Source organism: Sneathiella chinensis (genome assembly GCF_012720115.1).
In the GTDB taxonomy this organism is placed as follows: domain Bacteria; phylum Pseudomonadota; class Alphaproteobacteria; order Sneathiellales; family Sneathiellaceae; genus Sneathiella; species Sneathiella chinensis.
In genome coordinates, this window is the sequence record NZ_VNWN01000007.1 from 12132 (window position 1) to 38887 (window position 26756).

Below are 26756 nucleotides of genomic sequence, written 5' to 3' on the forward strand. Positions count from 1 at the left end.
ACCTTATTCGAAAGCGCCTTATCAGGAAGCGCCTTCTTCTTCCTCTTCAATCGGGTTGCCCTGAATGGCTTCGGCAATGACGCCCGCATTCTGCAGGATCTTCGTTTCGATCTGCTTGGCCATTTCCGGGTTTTCCTTGAGGAAGGTTTTCGCCTGTTCCCGGCCCTGACCAATCCGCTGACTGTCATAGGAGTACCAGGAGCCGGATTTCTCCACGACCTCGGCCTTTACGCCCAGATCAAGGATTTCACCGGTTTTCGAAATCCCTTCACCATACATGATGTCAAATTCAACAACCTTGAACGGCGGGGCCACCTTGTTCTTGACCACCTTGACCCGTGTCTGGTTGCCGACCACCTCGTCCTTGTTCTTGATCTGCCCGATCCGGCGAATATCAAGACGGACAGATGCATAGAATTTCAATGCGTTACCGCCCGTTGTTGTCTCGGGACTTCCAAACATGACGCCGATCTTCATCCGGATCTGGTTGATGAAAATGACCATGCAGTTGGAACGGGAAATGGACCCGGTCAGCTTGCGGAGGGCCTGGCTCATCAGTCGGGCCTGAAGACCCACATGGGTATCGCCCATCTCGCCTTCCAGTTCCGCCTGCGGCACCAGAGCCGCCACACTGTCAACCACCAGCACATCAATGGCCCCGGACCGAACCAGTGTATCGGCAATCTCAAGGGACTGTTCCCCGGTGTCGGGTTGGGAAATCAGCAACTCGTCAATATTGACGCCCAGCTTCTTTGCATAAATCGGGTCCAGTGCGTGTTCCGCATCCACAAAGGCACAGGTGCCCCCGTTTTTCTGCGCTTCCGCGACCACATGCAGGGCCAGCGTGGTTTTCCCGGAACTTTCCGGACCATAAATTTCGATAATACGCCCCTTGGGCAGACCGCCAATACCAAGGGCGATATCCAGTCCGAGGGATCCTGTGGGGATCGCAGCGATGTCCAGCGCTTCCTGCTGGCCCAGTTTCATCACAGAGCCCTTGCCAAAGGCCCTGTCGATCTGACTCATTGCTGCTTCCAGAGCTTTTTTCTTGTCCATGCCACCTGCTTCGACGAGTTTCAGTGCTGTTTGTACCATTCGTTCCCCACTTATTTCATAGGTCCGCCAAGGATGCAATACAGTCAATGTACATGTTTTGTTCTCATTGGCAACATATTTTTAATACCTTGATTTTAATAGTATATTTTTATTTGTTCCAAGTTTGTTCCGGCGATCTACCTTTCGATTCGCCTTTTCACCATTCCCGATTCCCCTGAATCAGTCCACCAATCCGGGGCATTCCCCACTGGAAAAACACCTCAAATGCCTAACGGAGGAATGCGGCACACCTCGGATTAGCAAACTGCAGCAATCAAGCCGGTTGCGCCACTTCATCAAACTGGCGAATGGCAGCCTGTATCTGTTCCCGCAAAGCAAATATATCTTCCACTTTTCCAATATCCTGACGTGTTTCGCCCCCGGGGGTAAAAACAAGAACTGACATCTTCGTTTTAAGGAAAATCAGCCGACATATTGATTTTCTGTTGTTGTCATCCAGAAGAATGGCGCAATAGCTTTTCGCATCCCGCATGTAAATCCGGTCAACATCAACAACCTCTGCCCCGATTGCCTGAACGATACGGAATGCCATGATTTCTTCTTCTGTTGTAACGATCCCGTCGTCCCCCTCTTGCACAACAGCCTCCAGAGCAGCGGTGGGTTTCTTTACATCCGAAGTCTCACTCTTTGTTGCCCCTCCTGTTTCAAGAGCAGACTTCAGACGGGCATTCACTTTTTCCCGAACGAAATCTTCAAATGCGCGCTGCACCAGTTCCGTGAATTGTTCCCTTACCTGTTGGGTAAACCTGCCCAAATACACACGGTTCGTGAAAATTTTTACAAACTCCTCAGTTGGATTGTTGTACTCAAGACCAATTTCCACCATGAGCGCTCGATGATATTTTAAGTTACTGGCCGTACTGACTATGGTCTCGATATCAAAACTTGTTTTGGTGAACTTTTTCAGTTCCTCAATTTCCTGCCCTCCAAAATTGAGGATATCGAACTCGAAAAAAGGCCGCTCATCCATCTGATTGGGCCGATCCAGATCGGTATAGAAAAGATATCTGACACCATCCGTCAGGACACCAAACCGGGCCTCTGTAACCGAAAAATACCGAAACAACTGACCCGCATGACTTGCGGCAAGTTGCGAGCCGACAGGCTTGCATTCAATCAGCATGACAATGCCATCATCCTGTTTGATGCCATAATCGACTTTTTCGCCTTTTTTCATCCCATGATCAGCGGTAAGTTCAGGTACGACCTCAGAAGGATTAAAGACGTCGTAGCCAAGAGCCTGCACAAAAGGCAGAACAAAAGCTGTTTTGGCAGCCTCCTCAGTCAACACATGGTCTTTTTGGCGTTTAATCCGTGCGGACAGTTCCTGCAAACGATCAATCAAATCCATTATCTTCCTCCCGATAACATTTTAAAAACATAATACTGAAAAAAGAAAATAGTATAAGTTTATTTTATCGGCAAACGGGTGCTCCGTTGTTACCCCGCCTCCTGTTCAGGAGGGTGATTGTGGTAAAATGGTAAGAAAAACAAACATAGCCTGACCCCGATTACAGAAAGGTCCACCCGGTGGGGCTGCGGTTTTCAGGGTGTGGGGCCGCGCAGCTTTGCGGTTTCGGTGGCGAGCCAGTTGCGGAAACTTCGGATGACTGTGTCATTGGCGTTTTCGGGCAGGGTCAGGAGGTAATAGCCGGATTCCAGAGCCAGTTCCGTTCCGCTGAGGGCGACAAGACGGCCGCTGTCGAGGTCATTCTGGACAAGGCACTTCTTGGCAAGGGCCACCCCCTCCCCGTTGACGGCGGCCTCAATGACCATCCATTGCTGGGAAAATTCGCGCATGGTCAGGTGCGAAACATCGGCCAGCCCGTTGCTGGACAGATAGGTTTCCCAAGACGGATAATCCTTTATGACCCGGGGATGCTTGTCCAACAACAGTGGATAGTCCCGCAATCTGTCAAGATCAAACCCCTCTGCCGACGGGTCAAGAAGATGCGGCGCCGCCACCAGAAGCAGCTCGTCGCGCAGGATTTCCCGGCTCCACATGCCCGATTGGCGGGCCATGCCATAACGAATGCCTACATCCCCATCTGCGGCATGATATTCGCTGACCAGCTCCACCGTCGAAACCGATATATCCACATCCGGCCACAAATCCCGAAACCGGGTCAGGCGGGGCAACAGGAATTTCATGGCAAAGGAGGCGGTCACCGATATGACCAACCCCTTGCGCACATCCGGGCGCCCGGCGCACCGGGTGGCAACGCGGATCGCCTCGAAGGAGCGGGATATTTCGTCAAAATAAACCCGTCCGGGTTCGGTGAATTCCAGCCCCTTGTTGGTCCGTTGGAACAGGCGACACCCAATCCATTTCTCAAGGGCGTGAACCTGCTGGCTGACCGCCCCTGAGGAAACGCCAAGCGCCTCGGCGGCCCGCCCGATATTCAGGTACCGCCCGGCACTTTCAAACGCCTTCAACGCATTGAGAGGCGGAAGCTGGTCCCTCATGTTCCACCTTTAGAAAAAGTAAACACAAAAACACGGGTTTTAAATTCATTTACCCTTAATAGTTGCCTAATTTAAACAACACAGGATAACTTGTCGATTAGTTTCAGAGCTTTGAAAAACCATGGAAAACACCAATAAAATACGAGTTTTTAAAGCATATAAGACACGAATTTGTCTGGACTTTTCCCTTTCGAAAAGGACTTACAGCCAAATATTCCTAAATTTTACAAATATTAAATCATACAATTACCACCCTACGGTTTCATTTTTTAAACAATATTCAGTGTCCTTTCTGGCCGCGAAGGACGCCGCCAGCCCCTCTTCAGGTGGCCCCCTTTCAGGCATGTCCGGAGAAGCACTGGCCGGATGGTGCTGCCAATGAACACCATAACCGCCCCGAACACCGCCGATGAAATTGCGATCTGGATTTCAGAAACCGCCACCATTTGCAATCCTGTCGCCCGCCAGCGGGCGCGCGAGGCGTTCATCGATACATTTGCCTGTATTCTCGCCGCCACATCCGAGGAAGTGGTCCAGAAAGTCTTTGAGGGCCTGCACCGGTCCGGCGGCGGACTGTGCTCGGTCGTTGGGCGGACGGAAACACTTTCAGCGGAAAATGCGGCACTGGTGAACGGCACCGCCGCCCATGCGCTGGATTTCGACGACAACTTTCTCCCTGCGGTCACCCATGCCTCAGCTGTTCTTGTCCCTGCCCTTCTGGCGCTGGGCGAGGAAGTCGGCGCATCGGGTGACCTTCTTTTGGACGCCTATATTGTCGGACTGGAAATTCAGGCCTGGCTGGGTCACCGCATGATCCCTGCCCATTACGCCGCTGGCTGGCATGCCACATCCACCATTGGGGCGATCGGCGCGGCGGCCGCCTGCGTGCGGCTGCTGACCCTTGATACGGAAACCGCCCGGTCCGCCCTCAGTATGGCCACCAGTATGGCCTGCGGATCGAAGATCCAGTTTGGCAGCATGACCAAGCCCCTTCATGCCGGACTTGCGGCGCGGGCCGGCATTACCGCGTCCCGACTGGCCGCCGCCGGGGTTCAGGCTCACCCGGACCCGTTTGAAGGCCCGTGGGGGTTCCTGTCCCTGCATCATGCCCCAGCCCGACCCGGCAACCGGCGCAATGCCAGCCTTGCCATCATCGATCATGGACTGGCCCGGAAAAGATGGCCCTGCTGCGCCAGCGCCCACCGGACACTGGACGCCATCCACCAGTTGATGAGGGAAAACGACCTGACCGCGGAAGATATCGCAAGGATTGAAACCCGCATCCCGGATTCCAACGCCCGAAACCTGCGCTTCGACAGCCCGACAACGGTCAACGAGGCACGGTTTTCCATGACCTATACCGCGGCGGCATTGGCCGTCGGGGGCACGCTGGGGCTGGAGGACTTTACAGAAGAAGCCCTTCACCGCCCGGACGTGCGGGCCTTCATGCCCCGGATCACCATGCTGGAAGCCGGCCCGGAGTCTGACAGGGGCGAAGGCATTTGGGATATGCCGGCCATGACCACCATCGCAACCTGTGACGGGCGTGTTCTGGTTCGGGAAATCCTGCAACCGGTGGGGACAATCCACGCCCCGCTGCAGGAGGAGGATCTGGAGCAGAAATTCAGGTCCTGCGCCAGCCGGTCACTCCCCCCGCAGCAGAGTGAGGGGTTGCTGGCAATTCTGCGCGGGATCGAGGGACACAATGTCCGGCAGATAGCATCGTATTTGAGGAGTTTGTCAGTATAGCGTGAGCGGCGGCCCGGTCCGTCACCTGATGGGAAAGATCAGGAGTCTAACGAGAGGAGAGAGACATGAAAACAAGAAGATATGTGATCAAGGCAGCCCTGACAGCGATCACCGCTGCAGGCATGCTGTCGGCGGCAAGCGCAGAGGCCAAGGAATACAAGATTGATGTGGCACTGGATACAGGCCCCAATCATATCCGCAATATCAGCATCAAAAAATGGGCCGATGTCCTGAACGCCAAATCCAATGGCGAACTGAAAATCAACGTGTTCGAGGGCGCCTCCAAATTCAAGGGGTCCGCCGTTCCCACGGCTCTGGCGCAGGGGACGCTGGACATGGGCGTTCCGGGCACATGGCAGTTGACAAAATTCATTCCGGAATATGGCGTAATCTTCCTGCCCATGTTCTTTGGCCGGGATCGTCAGGTGACCTATCAGGTGATGGATGGCGAGATCGGCAAGGAACTGGTCACCAAGACGGAACAGAAGCTGAATGTCAAAATTCTGGGCCGCTTCATTGATATCGGACCGGCCATCACCTTCATGAAGACAGAAGCGATCAAGTCCCCGACCGACTATGAGGGGAAACGGATCCGCATTGCCGGCAGTGCGGCCCATGCCCGCCGTTATGAGGCTCTTGGTGCCAACGCGGTCAAGGTATCGTGGCCCGATGTCCCGCAAGCCCTGCAAACCGGTATGGTTGACGGCGTCATGACCGCCTTTGAATCCGTGCGCAGCGCCAAGCTATGGGATTCCGGGATCAAATACGCCTATGTGGACCAGCATGCCTTCCACCAGTATGTCCCCATGATCAACATGGAATTGTGGAACAGCCTGCCGAAGAAACTTCAGGACCTGATGGAAACCACTTGGGATGAGGCCGTGGGCCCGCAGCGGGAATTCACCGCCGACCGGGACAGCGACGCGCGCACCGAGTCCATCCAGAACGGGATCACCGTGTTTGATGCCAGCGCCAAGGATCTCGATACCCTGCGGGAAAGCCTTTACCCCATTCAGGACAGCGTGATCGAGGAACTGCGGATTGACCCGGACTTCGCCAAGCGTACACAGGCAGCCGTCGAAAAGGCCGCCCTGTAAATTCTGGGCCAAGGGGAAACGCAGCGGACGAAAACCCGTCCCGTTTCCCCTTTCAAACCGGGGGACAAGTAATGGAAAAAATAGCAAGAACACTCAAAGCCATAGAACATGGGCTGATCGCCGTTCTGGCAAGTGCCTCCCTTGTGCTGGCGGTCGTTGAAATGTTTATGCGCTACTATTTTGCCAGCAGCCTGCCCGACTGGACCGCCGAGGTGGTGGTTTACCTGATCACGGCATCGGTTTTTCTGTCGGGGGGACGGCTGGTTTCTGAAAACCGGCATGTGAACGCCGACATCTTCCTGCGGATGGCCGGTCCATCACAACAACGCATTCTGGAAATGATGTTCTGTGCTGTTGGCATTTTCGTCTGTGCCGTTATGGCGGGCAAGGGCATCGGTATCGTGGAGTTTGCCTATCGTCTGGACGAGAGAAGCGACAGCTCCCTTCAGTTCCCGATGTATCTCTACTACGCCTTCGTTCCGCTCGGGTTTGGCATCATGATGCTGCATTATGTGGCACGCCTCTGCCGATATATCTGGGCCTTCGACCGGGAAACAATGACAACAACAGAAGTGGACCTGGAGAACGCCGACTAGCGGCCTTCGGGATCGGGAGATATTCACCATGCTTTTTCCAACTGTTTTTACAGGCCTGTTCGGGTTGCTGGCGACAGGAATGCCCATATTCCTTGCCCTTGGCTTCCTCAGCATCCTGCTGTTCTGGGAGGAAGGAACCCCGCTGGTCGGCCTGCCGCAACTGGTCGTCGATCATCTCAACTCCATCACCTTTCTGGCCATTCCGTTCTTTGTGATGGCCGCAACCTTCATGCAAAAGGGCGGCATCGCCAAGGCACTGGTCAATTGCGCCTATGCCTGGGTCGGGCATTACCGGGGCGGAATGGCCGTTGTCTGCGTGGTTGCAACCGCCGTCTTTGCCGCCATCTGCGGCTCGTCGGTGGCCACCGCCATGGCCATGGGAACGATCCTGATCCCGGCCATGATCCAGCGAAAATACGAACTGAAATTTGCAACGGGGATCGTTGGCTCCTCAGGAACATTGGGCATCCTGATCCCGCCCAGCATGGCCTTTATCGTGTATGCCATCATCGCCGAACAATCCGTCCCCCGGCTGTTTCTGGCCGGTGTCATTCCGGGACTGATCCAGGCGGCCCTGTTCATCGGTTGGAGCATCTACTACACCTCCCGCAAGGGCTATGAGGTGGGCGAGCCCATGAGCCGGGAAGAATTCTGGTCCACCAACCTGAAGGCTGTCCCTGCCCTGTCCCTTCCGGTGATTGTTCTTGGCGGCATCTATGGCGGGCTTGTCACCGTCACCGAGGCGGCAGCCCTGTCCGCGCTGGTTGCCATCCTTGTCAGTGTGTTTTTCTACAAGGGCTGCTCCTACAGCGAGATCATCCCGACAATTGGCGAGTCCATCAAGCGGGCCGGAACCATCGTCTTCATCATCATGATGGCACTGGCCTTCGGGCACTGGATCACCGGGTCAGGCTTTACCCGCTCATTGACCCAAATGGTGACGGACTACAATATCTCAGGATGGCAATTCCTTTTGCTTATCAACTTGTTGATGATCTTTCTTGGGATGTTCCTTGAGAACTTTGCCGTGCTGTTGGTTGTGGTGCCGCTGGTACTTCCGCTGTTGGAGCCGCTGGGGATTGATCCGGTTCACTTCGCGGTGGTTGTTACGGTCAATCTGGAACTGGGCCTGCTAACCCCGCCGGTGGGACTGAACCTGTTCGTCCTGACGTCCATCACCAAGGCCCCCATCCGCGAGGTTATACAGGGCACCCTGCCCTTTATCATCCTGATGGGCATCTTCCTGATGCTGGTCACCTATATTCCGGAACTGTCCCTGTGGCTTCCGAACCTGGTCTACGGGTCCTGACCGGAATACACCACCCGCCTGAAAGGGTGCCACCTTTCCTTTCAGGCGGGAACCCCGGGCTGCCCTCTGGTGATCGGGCTTTCCCCGGCAAGCAACACACGATTTCCGTGGATGCAAACCCCATATCGGGGTAGGTTCCACGGCATCAAACGCAATCCGAACCACAAGGCTGGCACAGGATCAGGCGGCCCCTTTTAATGGGTCGCTGTTATTACTGAGGACATTGTTGGAAAATGAAAAAAACAGAGACGGGCTCAACCCTGCATATTCTGGAAAAGCTGATCAGCTTCGATACGACCAGTTATCGGTCCAATCTGGACCTGATCGATTATGTCTGCGACTATCTGGCGTCTTTCGATATCCCCTGCAAGGTCCTCTATAACGAGGAAAAGAACAAGGCGAACCTGTTGGCCACCATCGGGGATAGCAGCAAACCGGGAATCCTTCTGTCCGGCCATACGGATGTTGTGCCGATCGACGGCCAGAACTGGACCCGTGACCCGTTCAAACTTCATATCGAGGATGGCAAGGCCTTTGGCCGCGGCACCTGTGACATGAAGGGGTTCATTGCCTCGGTTCTGGCGGCGGCGCCCCTGTTCAGAAACACCGACCTTTCCTGTCCGGTGCATATCGCCCTGTCCTATGACGAGGAAGTGGGCTGCGTTGGCGTCCGCCACCTGATCGACTTCCTGCAGGAAACCGGCACTCCGGTCGAGGCCTGCATCATCGGGGAGCCATCGTCCCTGAAACCGGTGACGGCCCATACAGGAAAACACGGTTTCCGGTGTGAATTTCACGGCACCCCCATGCATTCCTCACTGGCGCCCGGCGGGGTCAATGCCATTTCTTATGCGGCGGCCGTCCTTGCCGGGATCAATGACCTTGAAAACAAGGCCAAATCCATGACCATCGGGGACGATCGTTTTGAATATCCTCACCCCACAATCAATATCGGCACCATCGAGGGCGGCAAGGCGGTCAATATTGTCGCCGAGCATTGCGCCTTCGAGGTAGAGTGCCGCTACCCGCCGGGGGGAAGCCCGACCTTCTTCACCGAGGCGCTTCCCGCCCTTGTGGAGGACGTGGCCAACCGCCCCATGAAGGATCGGAACCCGGCGGCGGGCGCCACCTGTACGGAAACGCTCAGCTATCCGGCGTTTGAAGGGAATTTCCAGTCCCCCGCCGCCGTTCTGGCAAGACGCCTGACCGGATCGAACAATGACGGCGCTGTCAATTACGGTACCGAGGCCGGCCGTTTCCAAACCGCCGGTTTTTCCAGCGTGGTGTGCGGGCCGGGCGACATCGCACAGGCCCACCAACCGGATGAATTCATCGCCCTGTCGCAACTGGAAGGCTGTGACCGGATGCTGACCACCCTCGCCCGCGAACTGTCAACACAGCCATAACGGACAAACAGGCTGCGGCAACGAAAAAGGGTTACGATCCGAAAGACCGTAACCCCTGATGCCTTGCCCCGCCGGCATGTTCTGATGACCTTTTAGAACGCCCAGCGAACCTTCGCCGAGGCGCTCTGGTTGGTAAAACCTTCCCGCACCTCAAGATCATAGTTGACGTTCAGGGTCATGCTGTCAGTCAGTTTCGCCGCAACGCCAAAGCCCCCGGTACCGATCCAAGGCCCTGTTTGCATCCCTTCGGTAGTAAAGGCCGCTCCCGGCTCTCCAGCAAAAGCAGAGGTAATACTGGTCCGCTCGTTGACCACATCAAAGGACACCCCCACATTGGCCGACACCGACACGCGGTCGGTCAGATCATGCTCCAACGTCCCCTCGGCGGAGAGCAGAAACTGCCGGGTATGATTGCTGTCCACATTCAGATTGACGGCCCCGGCCCCATTTTCCCGATAGGCCGGATCATAGATATGGTTGTAATCCGCCCGGATACCCGGTGTGAAGGTAGTACCATCCGCAAGGTCCAACCGATGCGTAACGCCGCCGCCCACATGACCACTCCAACTGTTGTAATCGGCCGTGGCGGTCTGACCCAGAAAGGCGATCTGGCGAGAATTGTCATTGGCATGCAGGCCCGCATCCGCCTGAAAAGTGACCTCAGTCGCTTCATTCAAGGCATGGGCGCCGTAAAACACCGCCTGATAGCTGTCAACATGAGCCTTTTGCGGGGCCGCCCCTGAATTGCCCTTCACAAGGCTGGTGTTGTAGGAAAAAGCCACGCCCAGGCGCGCGCCATCCTGAATTTCCGCATCCGCCCCAAAGACAAGCCCATAACTTTGGGCAGAATAGCCGGACACACCCTGACGATCGGACTGATCCGCCCAACTTCCGAACGGCTTAACCCAAAAGCGCTTGTCATCCAGCATCACATCCCCGCTGGCGCGCCCTGTCCCGTCTTGCAAACGGTTGTGGATCGCCCGCCTTGTCCCCTGCATGGCCCCGCCGGTCGCCTGTGAGGATCCGCCATTATGAGATGGCAACAACTGGCTGGCTGCCTCCGATACATCCTTACGAGTGCCAAGAGCTCCGAGCTTGCCAATCACTTGATCCATCTTGCCGTTGCCCGTCGTCCCATCAGATACAAACCGGTCGATCAGCCGGTCCATCACTCGGGCGACGCCTCTGGCCGGTCTGTTCTTCTCGCCACGAACAGCATCATCCACGGTACCGCCCCCGGCGGAAGGGTCCGTCGGGTCCGTCGGGTTCGTCGGATCGGCAGGATCAACCGGATCAGTAGGATCGACCGGACCGGTCCCTTTCAGGACCGAAAGATCAATGGCATTCCCATCCTTTACGGCCTCAAAGTCAAACAGATAGGAATTGTCCGTCACCGTAAAGCTGTCAGCCCCCACAAGGGTGCCCGCAGTGACCACATCCGTCAGGCCATCGCCGATATTCAGGGTATTGGCCGGGCTGACATCCACGTCAATTTTCATGTGACTGCCCATATCAGCGATACCGGACACCTGTAGTTGTCCGTAGTCAGAGGCGCTTTTCACGCCAATCCTAAGAACGCCGGACTGAGTAAAACCCCCGTCAACAACCGCAGTCGCCCCAACAGGAATGACGACAAGACCCGCATTGGAAAAGCCCCCCGAAACGGTGAGGCCATCTGGCACCATTCCACTGCTGCTGACCATATCGGCAAGCGTCAAAGCAGCCCCATCCTCCACGGTCAGGTCCTGAAGCCTGAACGCATTTCGTGTCATCAAATCGGACCCTGCCACAAGGGTCATTGTTGCCTGACCGGCGTCCACATCGCCAACCAGTTCCGCCTCTGTCCCCTGGATCGTGACATTGACAGCATTTTCCAACAACAGGGCATATTTACCACCCGCGATGATGCCCCAGTTGTTAATACCCTGTGCAATCGTTGAATCCGATGAAAGATAGATCCCGGTATCATAGCCCGCAATACTGCCCCGGTTATCGAGGGATCCGCTAATGCTGGACGAATCGACAAGCGAAACCGCCCTGACTGCGGCATTCACTTCCCCCTTCGCCTCGTTAACAAGGGAACCGCCCACCGTTGCATCATCCAGTTGAAGGCCGGTGCCCATAGCGGCATCTTCCCCAACAATATCGCCCCTGTTGGTTATATTGTTGTCAACGGCGGCGTGTGCAATCACCAGACCAAAAAGCGCCCCGTTAATTTCCCCGCTTGCGTCATTGAAGATGTCTCTCACCGAGGCACCATTGGAAATCCGCACACCATAACCGTTGTTGCTGTTTCCATCCGTGATCAGGCCGCTATTTGTAATGGCGCTTCTGATCGTGGCAGCATCGATATAGATACTATACTCAATTGTCCCGGTATTGATCAGCGCATCGACACTACTGTTATTCTCAATGGAAATACCTCGCAAGGCACTGCCACCCATGTGTTTGATATCCCCGTCATTCCGGACTGCTCCCGCAATCGATGTCTGGCTCATCCGAAGGCCCCAGCGACCCTTTTGCAGCAGACCGGTATTCACCAAATCCCCGCCCACGGTTGAATTCAACAGATTTATCCCGTTGTCGATGTTGCCGCTATTCTCAATATCCTCGCCCACGGTTTGCCCATTCAGGACCATTCCAAATCCGGTTACATTTTCAATAAAGATATTTCCAGAATTCAGAACCGATCCCTGAACGTTGCCCATCTGAAAATTCAGACCAAACAGGTCACCCCTGAGAAGCCCGTGGTTCTCTACCCCTCCGGTGACAGTAGTTCCACTATCGAAACGAATGCCACTTTCAGGGGCTGTCGTTCCAAGTCCGATAGCGCCTTCATTGACGACACATCCATCAATCGTCAACCCGCCAAGGGCTATCACCCCATAGTCAAAGGTCCCTGTGGATGTAACGAGCAAACTTTCTGTATTCAGATTGAAGGCTCCTATGGATGGAGTGGTCACCACAATGTCCGCGGGCGGACAGGAATTTGCTGCCGCCTTTGCATCACTGACACCCATTCCCGCTGTGGCCAGCCCCGCAAGGATCGCCAAACAACTGGCAGATGATTTTGCATGGATGCGTATACCGGATTTAACCGAGGATGAAGTCTCTGTCTGGGCCATATTGCTTTACTCTACCAATTCTCTTCCCAAGGCCTCCCCCATCAATCCGGGCGGTTGTACTGAACCGTGCCCTCACCTGATGATTGAATAACCTTGATCCATATGAATACTGCTTGCATCCCACAATGCCAAAGCACGGACCACAGTTAAACAAACAATAATTCCGAGAGTCATAGCTTTTTGCTATACACTCAACAGAGCAAACGCGCCCCCTCCTCACGCCCTGAAAGGTAATCGGTAAATCCGGGGTAGAAGATCAATAGAAAAGAAGGCGAGAATAAAGAATAGGAATTAAAGAGTACTGGACGGATCAGGTCACAGATAACAACGATCAGCCCTGCATTTTCCGGTATTTCCGCAGCAGGCCGTCGCGTTTCAGGCGGGACAGGTGGTCAAAGAACAGGACCCCGTCCAGATAGTCCATTTCATGCTGGATAACGGTGGCAAGCCATCCCTCGGCGGTGATTTCCTGCCCCTGCCCTTCAAGGTCAAGATACCGAACGGTGATGCTGGCGGGTCGGCGGATTTTTGCCGCGATCCCCGGAAAACTAAGCGAGGCTTCCTCGAACTCCTGTGTACTTTCCGAAGTTTCAAGGATATCAGGGTTGATCATGGCAAGCGGTTTTTTCTGTCCGCCTTCCTGCAGGTCAATGACAATGATCCGTTTCAGAAGGCCCACCATATTGGCGCCGATGCCAACCCCCTGATGACGGTAAAGAACATCAAACATGTCGGCGACCTCGCGGCGTACCGTGTCATCCACCTCTGCAACGGGGATGGCTTTCTGGCGAAACACGGGATGCGGCCCGATGACCAGGGACAGGCTCGACATCAGCACCCCTTTCCATCCCAGTGGTTCTTTTCCTGCTTCATGGTCTTTTTCTTTCTCTCTTTCCCGGATCAGCCGACCGCAGGGCGGCGGCGTCCTTTTCTGACACTCTGCTGACGACGCGCGGCCCGGATATGCTATCATGGCCCCCTGCCCCGTAAAATCAGGGCAACATGTCAGCAGGTCAAGAAAAAGGTGTCCCATGAAAATTCGCGCCGATTTCAGCAAGCAGGAAACCGTTTTCCCGAATGACTATGCGTGGGTTGCGTCCCCCATGCCCGGTGTGGAACGCATGATGCTGGACCGGATCGGCGGCGAGGTCGCCCGCGCCACCTCGATTGTTCGCTACGCCCCCAACAGCGCCTTTTCCCCCCACACCCACGACGGCGGCGAGGAATTTCTGGTCCTTGAGGGCGTCTTTTCCGACGAACATGGCGACTATGGCAAGGGGACTTATGTGCGGAACCCGATCGGGACCCGGCATACCCCCCGTGTCGGGCCGGAAGGGGCCACCATTTTCGTAAAACTGCACCAGTTTGACAAACGGGACACCCACCGCGTCGTCATGGATACCAACAAGACGCCCTGGCTTGCCGGTCTTGTGGACGGCTTGTCGGTGATGCCGTTGCATGACTTCAGGTCAGAACAGGTGGCCCTCGTGCGCTGGGCACCAAACACTGTTTTTCTGCCCCATACCCATGACGGAGGAGAGGAAATCCTTGTTCTTGAAGGCACCTTTCACGATGAAAGCGGCAGCTATCCCGCCGGAAGCTGGATCAGAAATCCCCACACCAGTCGCCACACGCCGCATACCGGTGCAGATGGAGCCCTGATCTATGTCAAGACCGGGCACCTTGCCCCGATCAGCCAACCGGTTCCTGCATCAGGACTTCCTTGACCTTTTCCGCGATTTCCTTCAGCGAGAAAGGCTTGGGCAGGAACTCGATTTTCTCCACATCGAAATCAAGGTCCTTGCGGAACGCATCCTCGGCATAGCCGGAAATGAAAATCACCTTCAGGTCCGGCATGGTCTTGGTGATATGGCGAACAAGGGTCGGCCCGTCCATGCTGGGCATGACCACGTCGGTGACCAACAGGTCAATCTTGCCCGTATAATCCTTGACGATTTCCAAGGCTGACTCGCCGCAATCGGCCTGCAGAACCTCATATCCCTTGTTTTGCAGGGCACGGGCGGCGAACATGCGAACCGGGTCTTCATCCTCGACCAGAAGGATCGTCCCCACACCGGACAAATCCCGGTGTGCAATCGCGGCCTCGCCCTTGCCATCCTCTTCGGCGGGCGCCACTTCGGCATATCGGGGCAGGTAAATCTTGAAGGTAATCCCCCGGTCCGGATTATTCTCTGCGAAGATGAAACCGCCGGTCTGCTTGATGATCCCGTATACCGTACTCAGGCCCAGCCCCGTTCCCTCACCCACTTTCTTGGTGGTGAAGAACGGATCAAAAATCTTGGCCAGAACATCTTCAGGGATACCGGTGCCCGTATCACTGACCCGGATCAGGATATATTCGCCCGGCGGGACCAGCTTGTCCGCATCAACACCCCGTTGCCGCACCACATAATTTTCCGTCCGGAAACTGAGCTGCCCTTCGCCGGACATGGCGTCGCGGGCATTCACCGCCAGATTGATAATCACCTGCTCGAACTGGCTCTGGTCTACCTTGACCAGCCACAAGTCGCGGGCGTGCTTGATTTCCAGTCCGATCGCCTCCCCGATCAGGCGGCGCAACAGGTTTGACAATTCGGCCAGCACCTCGGTCAGGTCGGTAACCTTGGGGCGCAGGGTCTGCTGGCGCGAGAAGGCCAGCAACTGCCGCACAAGACCCGCCGCCCGGTTGGCGTTCTGCTTGATCTGGCTGATATCGGAATAGGACTGATCGCCAACCTGATGGCGCAGCAGCAACAGGTCGCAAAACCCGATCATGGCCGTCAAAAGGTTGTTGAAGTCATGGGCGATACCGCCCGCAAGCTGACCCACAGCCTGCATTTTCTGGCTTTGTGCGAACTGGATTTCCAATTGCCGCTGGGCCGATGTGTCGATGATATGGACAAGCAGGCTGTCGGCCCGGCCTTCTGACCCGGCAACCGCACTGACGTAAAAGTTGGCCACCCGCTCCCCATCCAGGAATTTCAGTTCCACCGATGTGGGCGACATGTCATTGGCCGAGGATAACGCCAGCGTTTCATTCAGCCGCTCCCGATCCCCGTCCATCACCAGTTCAGAGACATGACACCCGACCGCCTGATCAATGACCGTCTGGGTCATGACCCGAAAGGCGGGGTTCCCCTCAACGATGATGCCCTGATCATCCAGCAGGACAATCCCGATGGGCGCGGCCTCGAAGAAGCGGCGGAAATGCAGTTCCGCATTCTCCACCCGCTCGCGCCATTCCTGTTCCTGCAACAATTCCCGCACCACACTGCGCGAGCCAATAATCTCGCCCTTTTCATTGCGGGCAATGGTCTGGGTGATGTGAACCGGGATGATCGTGCCGTCGCGGCGTTTCAGTTCCACCTCGCCCTCGAAGCGGTGCCCCATCTCGGTCATCTTGTCCATCAGGCTCAGCTGCCGCTCGTCCCCCTTGACCAGCAGGTCGGTGAAAAAGATGTTGGCTTCCGACAGGTCGCGCTGATGATATCCCAACCATTCCGCCAGAATTCGGTTCACGAACAGAATGCGGCCCTTGGCATCCAGTGAATAGAAGCCAACCGGCGCGTTGTTGAAATATTCGGTCAGCTTTTCCCGCTCGCTGCGCTCGACTTCCTCGATTTTATGCTGGGTGGTGGTTTCCGTAACATACCAGATGATGCAATCCGGGACCGCCTTGATGGGGTGGGCCAGAATGGCCAGCCAGCGGCCATCCTCCATCCGCAGTTCGACCCGGGCACTGTGACCGCTGCCCTTGGTGGCGCCGTTCTGGATGGATTTAAGCTGTTCGCGGGCAACGAAATCATCCCCCATCCCGTCCATCAGGGTCTGACGGCTGCCTTCGGGCATGCGCATCACCTTGAAATAGGCATTGTTGGCGAGGATAAACTCCCCTTCCCGCGAGGTGACAAGCCGCCCTTCCGGGCTGGAGGACACAAATTCCGCGATCAGGTCAAGATCCCCGGAGGCCGCCCGCCGCAATCCATAGAAAATCAGGTACCAAAGCCCGATCCCCATGGCCGCCAGTACCATGCCGCTCAGGATCAGCAGGTTGATAAGGCTCATATCCTGCCCCAAAATCGCGGCAATACAGATCAGGGTCGCCACAAGAAAATAGGCCGCCGCCAACTGGCGGGCATCCACGCCCACGAAAAAACGCCGGTTTTTTGTACTTCCCGGTTTGTAATTCACCGCCATGGATCAGCGCCTCTTGTTCTTGTTCAGTTTCATCACATAGCCAATGATTTCCGCCACGGCCCGATAATGCTCGTACGGGATTTCCTCGTCCAGTTCACAGGACTTGTGAAGCGCCCGGGCAAGCGGCGGGTTTTCGACAATGGGGATATTGTTCTCGTTGGCGATTTCCCGAATTTTCAGGGCAATGTTATCAGTTCCCTTGGCCAGCACAACCGGCGCACCATCCGTATCCTGCTTGTATCGCAGCGCCACCGCAAAGTGGGTCGGGTTGGTGACCACCACATCGGCCGATGGGACCGCCTGCATCATCCGCTGGCGAGACCGCTGCATGCGGATGGAGCGCAGGCGGGACTTGATCATGGGATCACCTTCCGACTGCTTGTGCTCATCCTTGATTTCCTGCTTGGTCATGCGCAGTTCCTTGTGGTGATTATACCGCTGGTACATATAGTCGAACCCGGCAATCACGCTCATCACCGCCACCACACCGGCCAGCAGGCTCAGCAACTGGGTCTGAAGCAGGCTGAACAACGACAGGATGTCATAGGTCATCAACAGGGGAAGCTGGTCCATTTCCGGCAGTACAAACAGGAACGCGACCGTTCCCACCAGCACCAGTTTCAGGATCCCCTTGACGAATTCACTCAAGGATTTCATGGAAAACAGGCGTTTCAACCCGCCCAGCAGGGACACCTTGTTCCACGACGGCTTGATCCGCTCCAGTGACAGGACGGGCCGATGCTGGATCACCGTGCCCACCAGACCGGCCAGCATCAGAATGCCCAGAACCGGCGCCAGCACCGCAATCACGGCCCATCCCAGATCGCCGAACACATTCCGAAGATGCAGGGCGTCCACATTGATGGCATGGGGCTGTTCAATGAATTTCACCAGATCAAAGGTCAGGCCCTTTCCAAGCCCGGCCATAAAGATCAGGATCACCAGCGTAATCCCCATGGTCATGAACCAGTGGCCAACCTCCTGGGATTTTGGAACCTGCCCTTTCTTGTGGGCATCTTCCAGCTTCTTCGAGGTTGGCTCCTCGGTTTTTTGGGCATCATCCTGATCGTCCGCCATGCCCTATGCTCCCAGAAACCGGATCAGGACTTCCTCGTAATACGCGAGGAACCACATGATGCTGCCGCCCACGGTCAGCCCAAGAACCGCGAAGGCCGCCGCCAGTTGCAGCGGCATGGCCACGAAGAAAACCTGAACCTGCGGCATCAACCGGTTGATCAGGCCAACCCCGATATAGAAGGTCAGGCCATAAACCAGAAAGGGCGCCGAAATCTGGAACCCCAACAGGAAACTGCCCGCCACGAAATCACTGACCAGAAAGGCAATGTCGCCGAACGGCGGCAACTGGCCAACCGGAAACAGGGTATAACTGGCATAGGTGCCCTGCAGGAACAGGTGGTGCAGGTCGGTCACGAAAATCATGGTCATGCCCATGATGGTCAGGAAGCTGCTGGTGACCGCCCCTTGCGTCATCTGGGCCGGATCAAAGAACTGCGCTGCGGCAAGGCCGGATTGCTGGGCGATGATCGTCCCGCCCACATGCAGGGAACTGACCGCCAGACGAAGCGCCCCGCCCATAATCAGCCCGATCACGATTTCCCCGCCAAGAAGCAGAAACAATGCACCGATGGTTGTTGGCTCCGGCGGCAGACGGTCGGCGACAAACTGCATCACCAGAAAACTGACCGAAAGGGCGATGCCCATGCGCACCCGGGATGACACGAACCCCTCCCCAAAGCCCGGAACCACCATGAACGCCGTTCCCAGCCGGGTAAAGACCAGGAAAAATGCGAAAACGTTGGTGGTGAGATATTCCTCCAGCATCCGGTCTGGCCCCTAGAGAGCCGCGATACGCTGCGCGATCTGGTCCATCAGGTCCATCATGGTGGTGATCATGAACGGGAAGAACAGGATCAGGGCCAGAAAGATCGCCAGGATTTTCGGCACGAAGGCCAGTGTCATTTCCTGAACCTGCGTCAGGGCCTGAATAAGGGAGATAACAAGACCGACACCAAGCGCCACAAGCATCACAGGGGACGCGACAATCAGCAATACCCAAATCGCCTCTCGCGCTACGTCCACTACATCTGTGGGTGTCATGTTCTGCCCCTTGTCAATCCGGTGTGTTGATTCACCCCTAGATTGGCATTTTTATGATGTCTTGATAAGCCTGAATTACACGGTCCCGGACAGACACCACCGTTTCAAGGGTCACTTCGGCACTGCTGACCGCCGTCACAATATCCGCCAGACCACTGTCCCCGGTCAGGGACTGCAGGCTGACCTTCTCGGATTGCAGTCCCTCGCCGATGGCTTCTTTACCGGCATCCTGAACCAGTTCCGCAAAACTGGGGCCGGCGGGAACTTCATCCGTCCCGACGGTAGCGCCATTGCCCTTTGTTTCAAGTGCATTGGAAAGCGCCCGGGTATAGGCCTGTGAAGCGGCAAGCAGGTTGGTTTCAGCCATCGGTTACTCCGTCTTCAAAATCCGCGGCCTAGCGCAGGATATCCAGGGTTTGCATGATCATTTTCTTGGACGCGTCAATGGCGCCAAGGTTGGCCTGATAGGACCGCTGGGTTTCCTTCATGTCCATGACCTCGATCAGGGAATTCACGTTAGGTGTTTTCACATAGCCTTCCGCGTTGGCCGCCGGATGGTTGGGGTCGAACTTCATGCCAAAGTCGGACATGTCTTTTCGCACCCGGTCCACTTCCACCAACCGGGTGTTGCTTTCCTTGTCCAGCACGTTCTTGAAGGATACGACCTTGCGGCGATAAGGGTCCTCGCCCGGTGTCCGGCCCACACTGTCCTTGTTGGCCAGGTTTTCCGAGATCACCCGCATCCGTTCCCCCTGGGACTTCATCCCCGAGGAAGAAATCAGCATTGATTTAATCAGATCCATAAGGCGTCCCCCTCGTTACCGGCGTCCAAGTGCCGTTTTCAGCATGGCCACATGCTTTTTATAAAGCGAGGTGGTCATCTGGTACTGGATTTGCGTTTCGGCCAAATTCATCATCTGTTCTTCCAGAACCACCCCGTTGCCGGTCGGGGTCGTTTCATACGGGTCCCGGATCTTTTTGGTGGTGAAGTCAGACTTTTCCGCCGTCTGGATATGGGCACTGCTGGTTTTCACCATTTGCACCTTCACCTCTTCCGGGCGGGCCACCATATCCTTGAATTTCTGGGGTTTCAGGTCTTTCGCCATGTAATTTGGCGTATCCGAGTTCGCAATATTCTGCGACAGCACCTTTTGCCGCGCGGTGAGCCATTTCATCCGTTCGGTCAGTGCGGAAAATAGTGGGATATCCTGCAAACTCATCGAAGACTTACCTAACGCTTCTGAAACCAATCCATCCCTACCCTAGAACGGAAAGGTTAACAACTGTTTAAACCCTGATATGCCCAAGGACGGCAGAGACAAAAAAGCCCCCGCAAAAACGGAGGCTTTCCAGTGTGCCGACAAGGCGGGAAATCAGGCGGCTTCCCACGCTTCCGGTTCGTATTCGCGGATATTGTCCATGAAGCGTTCTACCAGCGGGTCGATTTCCCCGGTGGCGGTTACCAGCATGTCGTCCACAATCACCGGCTCGTCCTTGACGATGCCGTTGCTGGCGGTCACGTTTTCGGCCACGGCTTCGGCGGCGGCAACCGTGCGGGTGTCCAGCAGGTCGTCAACGGCGATCACCTTCACGGCTTCCTCGAACAGGGCAACAGGCTTGTTGTCTTCCATGAAACCGCGCATGAAGCGGGCGGTCTGCGGATCAGAGCAAAGACGGTTCACATGACGTTCACCACCGGGCACGATCACGGCATCGAAATGGAAGGACATGGATGTGGGCAGGAAGGCATTGGACGGGAAGAAATGTCCCCAGGTTCCGTTGTGCCAGCTGTTCACGACACCCTTTTCGGGAGAAACAATCTTAACTTCCGCTCCGGAATCCACGAGACACTTGTGAAGGGAGGTCATGTGGGACTGTTCGAAACCGTTCGCGATCAAAATTGCTACTTTTTTACCGACAAGAGTGTTTTCCTGTTGCATATTATATCAACCCTTTCCTAGGTGCCTGTTGCGCACTTTGGCAACGGCTTGCTTGGCCCGCTCGATCGGGACTTTACAAACGCAAGCCGTCCAAGCGTCTCAGCTCAAACCAGCGTTGTGTTCAAATGTGAATGCATAGAGCAAGAGTGAAGCAATCGCTTCGCATGCGTAAATAGCTATAGCGCCGGCAAAAAAGGGAATGTGGTATCCCAGCCAGCGAGCCGGAACATAATCTTTCCCTTCATTACTTGCAAGAGAGAAGTTTGCCGATTTGACCAAATTGTCAGAAAGCCTTGAAAACAGGGCTTTTTCAGGGGATTTTCCTGAACCCGGACCCGGAGTTTCAGAAACTTTTCCGCCTGCCCTGCCCCGTGCGGGGAACCCGCAGTTCCCCCGGCGCCATCCAACAGGGAATAGCCTTGATGGAAAAACTTCTGTATCCTGATCCGGTCCGATACAGGCTAAACAGGCAGACGGGAATGCCCGACGATACAAACAAACCGCAAACGGAACCCGGAAAAAAGCGCCCGGCAATCGCCATTGCCCTGTCGCAGCAGGGCGACCGGGCCAACACGCCCACCATCACGGCGACCGGGCGCGGCGAGGTTGCCGAACAAATTCTGCGCCTTGCCTTTGACAATGATGTAAAAGTACGCGAGGACAGTGATCTGGCGGAAATCCTGTCGCAGGTGGATGTGGACACCCCCATCCCCCTTGAGGCCTTCGCCGCCGTGTCGGAAATCCTGTCCTATCTGTATCGCCTGCAGGACGGGAAAGAGACCAGAGTAGAGTTTGATGTAGATGTAGAGGACAAAATCCCATGACCGACGCCAACGCCTTGCTGACCAGCATTCAGGATATGGACGCGGAGATACAGTCCTATATTGCGGAAACGACCGAAGGGCGGGTGATTGATATTTCCGGCCTGCCGAACCGCCTCGCCCATCTTCACGAACAGGTTGAACAGGGGCAATTCGACAACAAGGACGATCTTGTCACGGCGCTGCAGGCAGTTCTTGCCTCCCTTGACGGGCTGTCCCATGAAATCCAGCATCATTTCCAGAAGATCAATGTCCAGCTTCAAGTGCTTGAACCTGACAAAGAATAGTTTTCAAATCAATCAAGTAACGCTAGTCTGAGAGGCAGTTTCTCATGAATTGCATCATCGGGGCCGGCTGGAAAACGAGTAAATGGAACTTCTTCCCTACCTGAAATACATCATGGGCCTGATTTTCGTCCTTGGACTGATCGGTCTGATTACGGTTCTGGCCCGGCGTTTTGGCATGACCCCACGGGCCGACACCCGCAAGGGAGAGCGCAAGCGCCTTGGCGTCATGGCCGTGCAGGCGATTGACGCAAAGCGCAGGCTGGTTCTGGTGCGCCGCGACGATCGGGAGCATCTTCTGCTGCTGGGCCCGGAACGGGATCTGGTGATCGAGACAGATATCCCCGTTCGCAAAAAGGAAAAACCGGCAAACGCCCCTGCGGACAGCACCCCCGAGGCAGAGCAAACCCCGTCAACGACGACAGACACCAGTTCGGATGAGCCACGCATGCCAACCTTTGCCCGCAATCCTTTCAAAAAAGACCCCGAGCAATGAGCCGCACCGTGCCCCTTTCCCGTCGCTTACCCTTTTCTGCCCGCACTGCCTTTCTTCTTGGGGGCTTAGGCATTCTTGGCCTGATCCTGCTGGCCCTGACGCCGGGGGATGTGGCCGCCCAGACCCTGTCGCTGGACCTTGGCGACGAAGCAGGCCCGCTGACAGGTCGCATCGTCCAGATCATCGTCCTGATGACGGTGCTCAGCCTCGCCCCGGCGATCCTGATTGTCACCACCTCCTTCACCCGGCTGGTGGTGGTCCTGTCACTGCTGCGAAGTGCCCTTGGTGTCCAGACGACCCCGCCCAACGTGGTGATCATTTCGCTGGCGCTGTTTCTGACCGGCTTTATCATGGCCCCCACCTTCGAGGCGGCCTATGAAAACGGCCTTCTGCCCCTGATCAACGAGGAAATCGACGAGCCGACCGCGTTTGAGCGCATCGCCGCCCCGTTTCAGGACTTCATGCTGAAACACGCACGGGAAAAAGACATTCTTCTGTTTATGGATCTCAGCGCCACAGAAGAGGTCGCCGCCCCGGAGGAGGTGCCACTCAAGGTTCTCATTCCCGCCTTCATGATCAGCGAGTTGAAACGGGCCTTTGAGATCGGCTTTCTGCTGTTCGTTCCCTTCCTTGTCATTGACATGGTCGTTGCCTCCATCCTCATGTCCATGGGTATGATGATGCTGCCGCCGGTGATGATCGCCCTGCCCTTCAAGCTGATCTTCTTCGTGCTGGTGGATGGGTGGAACCTGGTTTCGCAAAGTCTGGTCGAAAGTTTCTATAATGGCGCCGGTCCGCCGCAATAGCCTGCTGCGCCGGGCGGCGAGCACCCTTCTTGCGCTCAGCCTTGTTGTCGCGGGCCTGTTTGCTGCGGGCCTTCTTCCGGCGAACGGCCCCGGCCCTGCCGCGCCTGATCAGGCAGCCCCCCACTGGTCCGCAACCGAGCCGCCCCTCAACCTCAAGCATATCCTTGATGGGGAAATTTCCCGATCGGGCAAGCCAACCGGTTTTCATCACCGGGCGGGCGGTCGGGATACGGACACCAAGCGCCTGAAACAACGACTTTCCGGCCCCAACAAGGCAGGCGTCTATACGGCCATTGTCGAGATTTACGATCCCGACACCGGTCACTGGAAACAGAAATTCTCCAGCCTGTTCCCCGACCGTTTCAATCGGGATCAACTGGTCGGGGCCATCCTGAACGCCTATCAGCAGGACAGTCTTCCCGACCGGCGAAAATGGCGCGGACCATCGGGCCATGGTTTCCAGATTGAGGGATACCTTCTGCCGGACGGCCGGATCATCACCGCCTATCCCCTGTACCGTGATGACCCGTGAGGCCGGACATGCCCCTTGATATTCACATGGCCTGGACCCCCGAACGCCACGGCATCACCCTTACCGGCCCCGAAGACCTGCGCCCGTTGATGGATTTTATGGACACCGAATTACAGCAGGATACCGCCTATGCCCGCTATCTGATCGATCACATAAACGGCGCCGAAGAAACCTCATTTAAACTGTCAGGAAATTCATACAATTTACTGATTAACAATGATAATTTCAAAATTGAAAATCTGTTTTCCCCCACAGAAACCTGTACCGGAAAAACCGCAGACCTGCTAGCGCTGCTGCGGGAATGGCTATCCCTGATGGACAGAAAAGACAGCCTGTAACTGTCAATTTAGGACAACATTATTGACTTAATTTGACAGGGCCGTCATGGTATTCCCTGAACCCTGACACAAGGAAGACCCCATGGCTGTCGCTCTTGTTCCGCTCCTGTCCTATTCCTTTATCGGCTCCATCACACCGGGGCCGAACAACATCATGTTGGCCGCGTCGGGGGTCAATTTCGGTTTCCGGCAAACCGTGCCCCATTTTCTGGGCGTCTATTTCGGCTTTCTGCTGATGCTGACCATCGCCTGTCTAGGGCTCGGTCAGATTTTCCATCATGTGCCGATCCTGCAACCGATCATGAAATATGCCGGCAGCGCCTATCTGCTCTATCTGGCATACCGGATTGCAACATCCGAACAGGTGGGCAAGGCCGCCGTGGGCAAGCCGCTGACCTTTTTCGAGGCGGCCCTGTTCCAGTATATCAATCCCAAGGCGTGGATCATGGCCAGCACCATCCCGGCCGCTTTCACCCTGAACGAAGGGGTCAGCCTTTCCGACACCACCTTTCTGGTGGGTGGACACGCCCTTGTCAGCCTGCCGTCCATTCTGGCGTGGGTCCTGATCGGCACCCAGTTGCGCCGCCTGCTGTCCACACCCCGGTCCCGGCTGCTGTTCAACATGGGAATGGCGACCCTTCTTGTGGGGACCGTTGCCATGATCCTGCTGGACTGACGGGTTCTGACACCCAACATTCGGCGGCTATTAAGGGTTTCTTTACAAAATACATCTAAAAAGTGCATTATAGAAATTTAATGAAACCATAAATTTTATTTAAAATTTTACGGAAGTGAGGAAATCCATGTCCTCAATTATCGGATCAGCCCTGGCCGGGATGCAGGCCTCAACACGGAAAGTCTCCGTCAGTGCCAGCAATATTGCCAACTCGCAAACCGTTGGGACGCCGGGCGGCACCGGTGATCAGGCCGCGTATAAGGCCATCAATGCGGTTCAGGTGACAGGTCCGAACGGCGGCCCGGAAACCCGGATCACCCCGCGTGATCCCGCAACCAGCCTGACCTACTCCCCCGATCATCCACGGGCATCAGAACAGGGCTATGTGGAAAGCCCGAACGTGAATGTGGCCGAGGAGCTGGTCAATTCCAAGATCGCGCAGAACACCTATGAGGCCAATATCAGGACCCTGCATGCGTGGGACCAGATGCAACAGGCCCTGCTGGACATCAAGACATAAAAAAAGCCTCCCCGAAGGGAGGCTTTTTCCCAAGTACCTGTCCGCCGTCAGGACGCCAGAACACGCTCTTTCGCGGCCTTGTATTCCCGCTCAAGACGGGCCACCAGATCGCCCGCTGAAGGAACTTCCTTCAAGGCGCCGATCCCCTGACCGCAGCCCCAGATATCTTTCCATGCCTTCTGCTTGGTATTCCCGCCGGAGCCAAAGTTCATCTTGCTGGGATCGCTGACCGGCAGGTTTTCCGGATCCATGCCTGCGTTGATGATGGACGGCTTCAGATAGTTGCCATGCACCCCTGTGAACAGGTTGGTATAGACAATATCATCCGCACCGCTTTCCACGATGCAGTTCTTGTACCCTTCTGCGGCGTTGGCCTCGCGGGTGGCGATGAAGGCGGACCCCATATAGGCAAGGTCGGCGCCCATGGCCTGCGCTCCCAGAATGGCATCGCCGGTGGAAATGGCCCCGCCCAGCAGAACCAGCCCGTCAAACCATTCGCGAATTTCCTGAATAAGGGCAAAGGGTGACAGGGTTCCGGCGTGACCGCCCGCCCCGGAGGCAACCGCAATAACCCCATCCGCGCCCTTCTGGATTGCCTTCTTGGCAAAATAGTTGTTGATCACGTCATGAATGACAATCCCGCCATAGGAATGGATGGCCTCGTTCACATCCTCACGGGCGCCCAGTGACGTGATAACGATGGGAACCTTGTATTTCACGCACATTTCCACGTCATGCATCAGGCGGTCATTGGACTTGTGAACGATCTGGTTGACCGCAAACGGGGCGGCCGGCTTGTCCGGGTTGGCCTGGTTATAGGCGTCCAGTTCCTCGGTGATCCGCTTCAGCCACTGGTCCAGAACTTCTGCCGGGCGGGCATTGAGCGCCGGGAAAGACCCGACAATTCCTGCCTTGCACTGGGCAATCACAAGGTCCGGGTTGGAAATAATGAACAGCGGCGACCCAACCACGGGAACGCTCAGCCTGTTTTGCAAGATTGGTGGCAAGGACATTCTTTTTCTCCTTATACAGTCAAGGCCATCCGCCCGACTTCCGCACGGCGACAATTTCGACCCACTAAGTGGACATTTGTCCGTATAGGTGATAAATGGACACTTGTCCAGTTATTGTTTAGCATGATGCCATCAAGGAAAAGAGGATCGG

At 55.9% G+C, this 26756-nt stretch carries 29 protein-coding genes; 15 read left to right on the plus strand and 14 right to left on the minus strand.

The features are described from left to right. Positions 1-21 precede the first annotated feature (21 nt). The 3 genes from recA to FQB27_RS12490 form a co-directional block, all read right to left on the minus strand. Positions 22-1095: a recombinase RecA gene (gene recA, locus FQB27_RS12480; protein WP_169561396.1), complete on the minus strand. Its 1074-nt coding sequence runs from the start codon at positions 1093-1095 to the stop codon at positions 22-24. Positions 1096-1369: 274 nt separating this feature from the next. Continuing rightward, positions 1370-2467 (minus strand): type I restriction enzyme HsdR N-terminal domain-containing protein, encoded by a 1098-nt coding sequence (locus FQB27_RS12485; protein ID WP_169561397.1) that lies wholly within the window; start codon positions 2465-2467, stop codon positions 1370-1372. Between the two features lie 194 nt (positions 2468-2661). After that, positions 2662-3582: a LysR substrate-binding domain-containing protein gene (locus FQB27_RS12490; RefSeq protein ID WP_169561398.1), complete on the minus strand. Its 921-nt coding sequence runs from the start codon at positions 3580-3582 to the stop codon at positions 2662-2664. A gap of 378 nt (positions 3583-3960) precedes the next feature. On the opposite strand from FQB27_RS12490, the gene FQB27_RS12495 reads away from it, so the two are divergent. The 5 genes from FQB27_RS12495 (at position 3961) to argE (ending at position 9739) form a co-directional block, all read left to right on the plus strand. Next, the gene (locus FQB27_RS12495) at positions 3961-5331 is read left to right on the plus strand and encodes an MmgE/PrpD family protein (RefSeq protein ID WP_169561399.1); all 1371 of its coding nucleotides are present in this window, start codon (positions 3961-3963) and stop codon (positions 5329-5331) included. Between the two features lie 65 nt (positions 5332-5396). Beyond that, positions 5397-6428 carry a TRAP transporter substrate-binding protein DctP gene (gene dctP / locus FQB27_RS12500; protein WP_169561400.1) on the plus strand — a complete coding sequence of 344 codons (1032 nt, stop codon included), beginning with the start codon at positions 5397-5399 and terminating at the stop codon, positions 6426-6428. A gap of 71 nt (positions 6429-6499) precedes the next feature. Continuing rightward, positions 6500-7024, plus strand: a complete 525-nt coding sequence (locus FQB27_RS12505) for a TRAP transporter small permease (RefSeq protein WP_169561401.1) — start codon at positions 6500-6502, stop codon at positions 7022-7024. 28 nt (positions 7025-7052) lie between these two features. Continuing rightward, positions 7053-8333, plus strand: coding sequence for a TRAP transporter large permease (locus FQB27_RS12510; RefSeq protein ID WP_206374637.1), 1281 nt, complete (start codon positions 7053-7055; stop codon positions 8331-8333). Between the two features lie 233 nt (positions 8334-8566). Then, on the plus strand, positions 8567-9739 hold the full coding sequence (argE, locus tag FQB27_RS12515) for an acetylornithine deacetylase (RefSeq protein ID WP_169561402.1): 1173 nt from the start codon (positions 8567-8569) through the stop codon (positions 9737-9739). Positions 9740-9831: 92 nt separating this feature from the next. Here the strand turns inward: argE and FQB27_RS12520 are convergent, their stop codons facing one another. Then, complete coding sequence (locus FQB27_RS12520; RefSeq protein ID WP_169561403.1) at positions 9832-12657, minus strand: autotransporter family protein; 2826 nt, start codon at positions 12655-12657, stop codon at positions 9832-9834. Positions 12658-12685: 28 nt separating this feature from the next. On the opposite strand from FQB27_RS12520, the gene FQB27_RS12525 reads away from it, so the two are divergent. Next, complete coding sequence (locus FQB27_RS12525; RefSeq protein ID WP_169561404.1) at positions 12686-12955, plus strand: hypothetical protein; 270 nt, start codon at positions 12686-12688, stop codon at positions 12953-12955. 240 nt (positions 12956-13195) lie between these two features. On the opposite strand, the gene def is transcribed toward FQB27_RS12525, so the two are convergent. Next, positions 13196-13696, minus strand: coding sequence for a peptide deformylase (gene def, locus FQB27_RS12530; protein ID WP_169561405.1), 501 nt, complete (start codon positions 13694-13696; stop codon positions 13196-13198). 199 nt (positions 13697-13895) lie between these two features. Between def and FQB27_RS12535 the strand changes: the two genes are divergently transcribed. Then, positions 13896-14591, plus strand: coding sequence for a cupin domain-containing protein (locus FQB27_RS12535; protein WP_169561406.1), 696 nt, complete (start codon positions 13896-13898; stop codon positions 14589-14591). Here FQB27_RS12535 and FQB27_RS12540 read toward each other — a convergent pair. The 8 genes from FQB27_RS12540 to FQB27_RS12575 all read right to left on the minus strand — a co-directional run bounded on the left by FQB27_RS12540 (position 14557) and on the right by FQB27_RS12575 (position 21119). Next, complete coding sequence (locus FQB27_RS12540) at positions 14557-17061, minus strand: hybrid sensor histidine kinase/response regulator (protein ID WP_169561407.1); 2505 nt, start codon at positions 17059-17061, stop codon at positions 14557-14559. The two genes, FQB27_RS12535 and FQB27_RS12540, sit on opposite strands and share 35 nt — an antisense overlap. A 3-nt stretch (positions 17062-17064) precedes the next feature. Then, entirely contained in the window at positions 17065-18138 is a 1074-nt protein-coding gene (gene flhB, locus FQB27_RS12545) for a flagellar biosynthesis protein FlhB (protein WP_169561408.1), read from the minus strand. A 3-nt stretch (positions 18139-18141) separates the two neighbouring features. Further along, positions 18142-18903: a flagellar biosynthetic protein FliR gene (fliR, locus tag FQB27_RS12550; protein ID WP_169561409.1), complete on the minus strand. Its 762-nt coding sequence runs from the start codon at positions 18901-18903 to the stop codon at positions 18142-18144. A gap of 12 nt (positions 18904-18915) precedes the next feature. Next, positions 18916-19179 carry a flagellar biosynthesis protein FliQ gene (gene fliQ / locus FQB27_RS12555; protein ID WP_169561410.1) on the minus strand — a complete coding sequence of 88 codons (264 nt, stop codon included), beginning with the start codon at positions 19177-19179 and terminating at the stop codon, positions 18916-18918. A gap of 37 nt (positions 19180-19216) precedes the next feature. Continuing rightward, the gene (gene fliE / locus FQB27_RS12560; RefSeq protein ID WP_169561411.1) at positions 19217-19546 is read right to left on the minus strand and encodes a flagellar hook-basal body complex protein FliE; all 330 of its coding nucleotides are present in this window, start codon (positions 19544-19546) and stop codon (positions 19217-19219) included. A 28-nt stretch (positions 19547-19574) separates the two neighbouring features. Continuing rightward, the gene (gene flgC, locus FQB27_RS12565) at positions 19575-19982 is read right to left on the minus strand and encodes a flagellar basal body rod protein FlgC (protein ID WP_169561412.1); all 408 of its coding nucleotides are present in this window, start codon (positions 19980-19982) and stop codon (positions 19575-19577) included. A gap of 15 nt (positions 19983-19997) precedes the next feature. Beyond that, positions 19998-20399 carry a flagellar basal body rod protein FlgB gene (gene flgB / locus FQB27_RS12570; protein ID WP_169561413.1) on the minus strand — a complete coding sequence of 134 codons (402 nt, stop codon included), beginning with the start codon at positions 20397-20399 and terminating at the stop codon, positions 19998-20000. A 153-nt stretch (positions 20400-20552) separates the two neighbouring features. Then, positions 20553-21119 carry a DJ-1/PfpI family protein gene (locus FQB27_RS12575; RefSeq protein WP_277346072.1) on the minus strand — a complete coding sequence of 189 codons (567 nt, stop codon included), beginning with the start codon at positions 21117-21119 and terminating at the stop codon, positions 20553-20555. A 479-nt stretch (positions 21120-21598) separates the two neighbouring features. Between FQB27_RS12575 and FQB27_RS12580 the strand changes: the two genes are divergently transcribed. The 8 genes from FQB27_RS12580 to FQB27_RS12615 all read left to right on the plus strand — a co-directional run bounded on the left by FQB27_RS12580 (position 21599) and on the right by FQB27_RS12615 (position 25592). Next, positions 21599-21943, plus strand: a complete 345-nt coding sequence (locus FQB27_RS12580; RefSeq protein ID WP_169561415.1) for an EscU/YscU/HrcU family type III secretion system export apparatus switch protein — start codon at positions 21599-21601, stop codon at positions 21941-21943. Further along, the gene (locus FQB27_RS12585) at positions 21940-22227 is read left to right on the plus strand and encodes a hypothetical protein (protein WP_169561416.1); all 288 of its coding nucleotides are present in this window, start codon (positions 21940-21942) and stop codon (positions 22225-22227) included. The genes FQB27_RS12580 and FQB27_RS12585 overlap by 4 nt, the downstream gene beginning before the upstream one ends. Positions 22228-22309: 82 nt before the next feature. Next, entirely contained in the window at positions 22310-22720 is a 411-nt protein-coding gene (locus FQB27_RS12590) for a FliO/MopB family protein (RefSeq protein WP_169561417.1), read from the plus strand. After that, a complete protein-coding gene (gene fliP / locus FQB27_RS12595) occupies positions 22717-23526 on the plus strand; it encodes a flagellar type III secretion system pore protein FliP (RefSeq protein WP_169561418.1) in 810 nt (269 codons plus the stop codon). The genes FQB27_RS12590 and fliP overlap by 4 nt, the downstream gene beginning before the upstream one ends. After that, positions 23504-24058, plus strand: a complete 555-nt coding sequence (locus FQB27_RS12600) for an EndoU domain-containing protein (protein ID WP_169561419.1) — start codon at positions 23504-23506, stop codon at positions 24056-24058. Before fliP ends, FQB27_RS12600 begins: the two co-directional genes overlap by 23 nt. Positions 24059-24066: 8 nt before the next feature. Next, positions 24067-24396: a hypothetical protein gene (locus FQB27_RS12605; protein WP_169561420.1), complete on the plus strand. Its 330-nt coding sequence runs from the start codon at positions 24067-24069 to the stop codon at positions 24394-24396. An 82-nt stretch (positions 24397-24478) separates the two neighbouring features. Then, positions 24479-25072, plus strand: a complete 594-nt coding sequence (locus FQB27_RS12610) for a LysE family translocator (protein WP_169561421.1) — start codon at positions 24479-24481, stop codon at positions 25070-25072. 127 nt (positions 25073-25199) lie between these two features. Continuing rightward, the gene (locus FQB27_RS12615; RefSeq protein ID WP_169561422.1) at positions 25200-25592 is read left to right on the plus strand and encodes a flagellar basal body rod protein FlgC; all 393 of its coding nucleotides are present in this window, start codon (positions 25200-25202) and stop codon (positions 25590-25592) included. 47 nt (positions 25593-25639) lie between these two features. Here FQB27_RS12615 and FQB27_RS12620 read toward each other — a convergent pair whose 3' ends face one another. Further along, positions 25640-26605: an NAD(P)H-dependent flavin oxidoreductase gene (locus FQB27_RS12620; protein ID WP_169561423.1), complete on the minus strand. Its 966-nt coding sequence runs from the start codon at positions 26603-26605 to the stop codon at positions 25640-25642. Between the last annotated feature and the right edge of the window lie 151 nt (positions 26606-26756).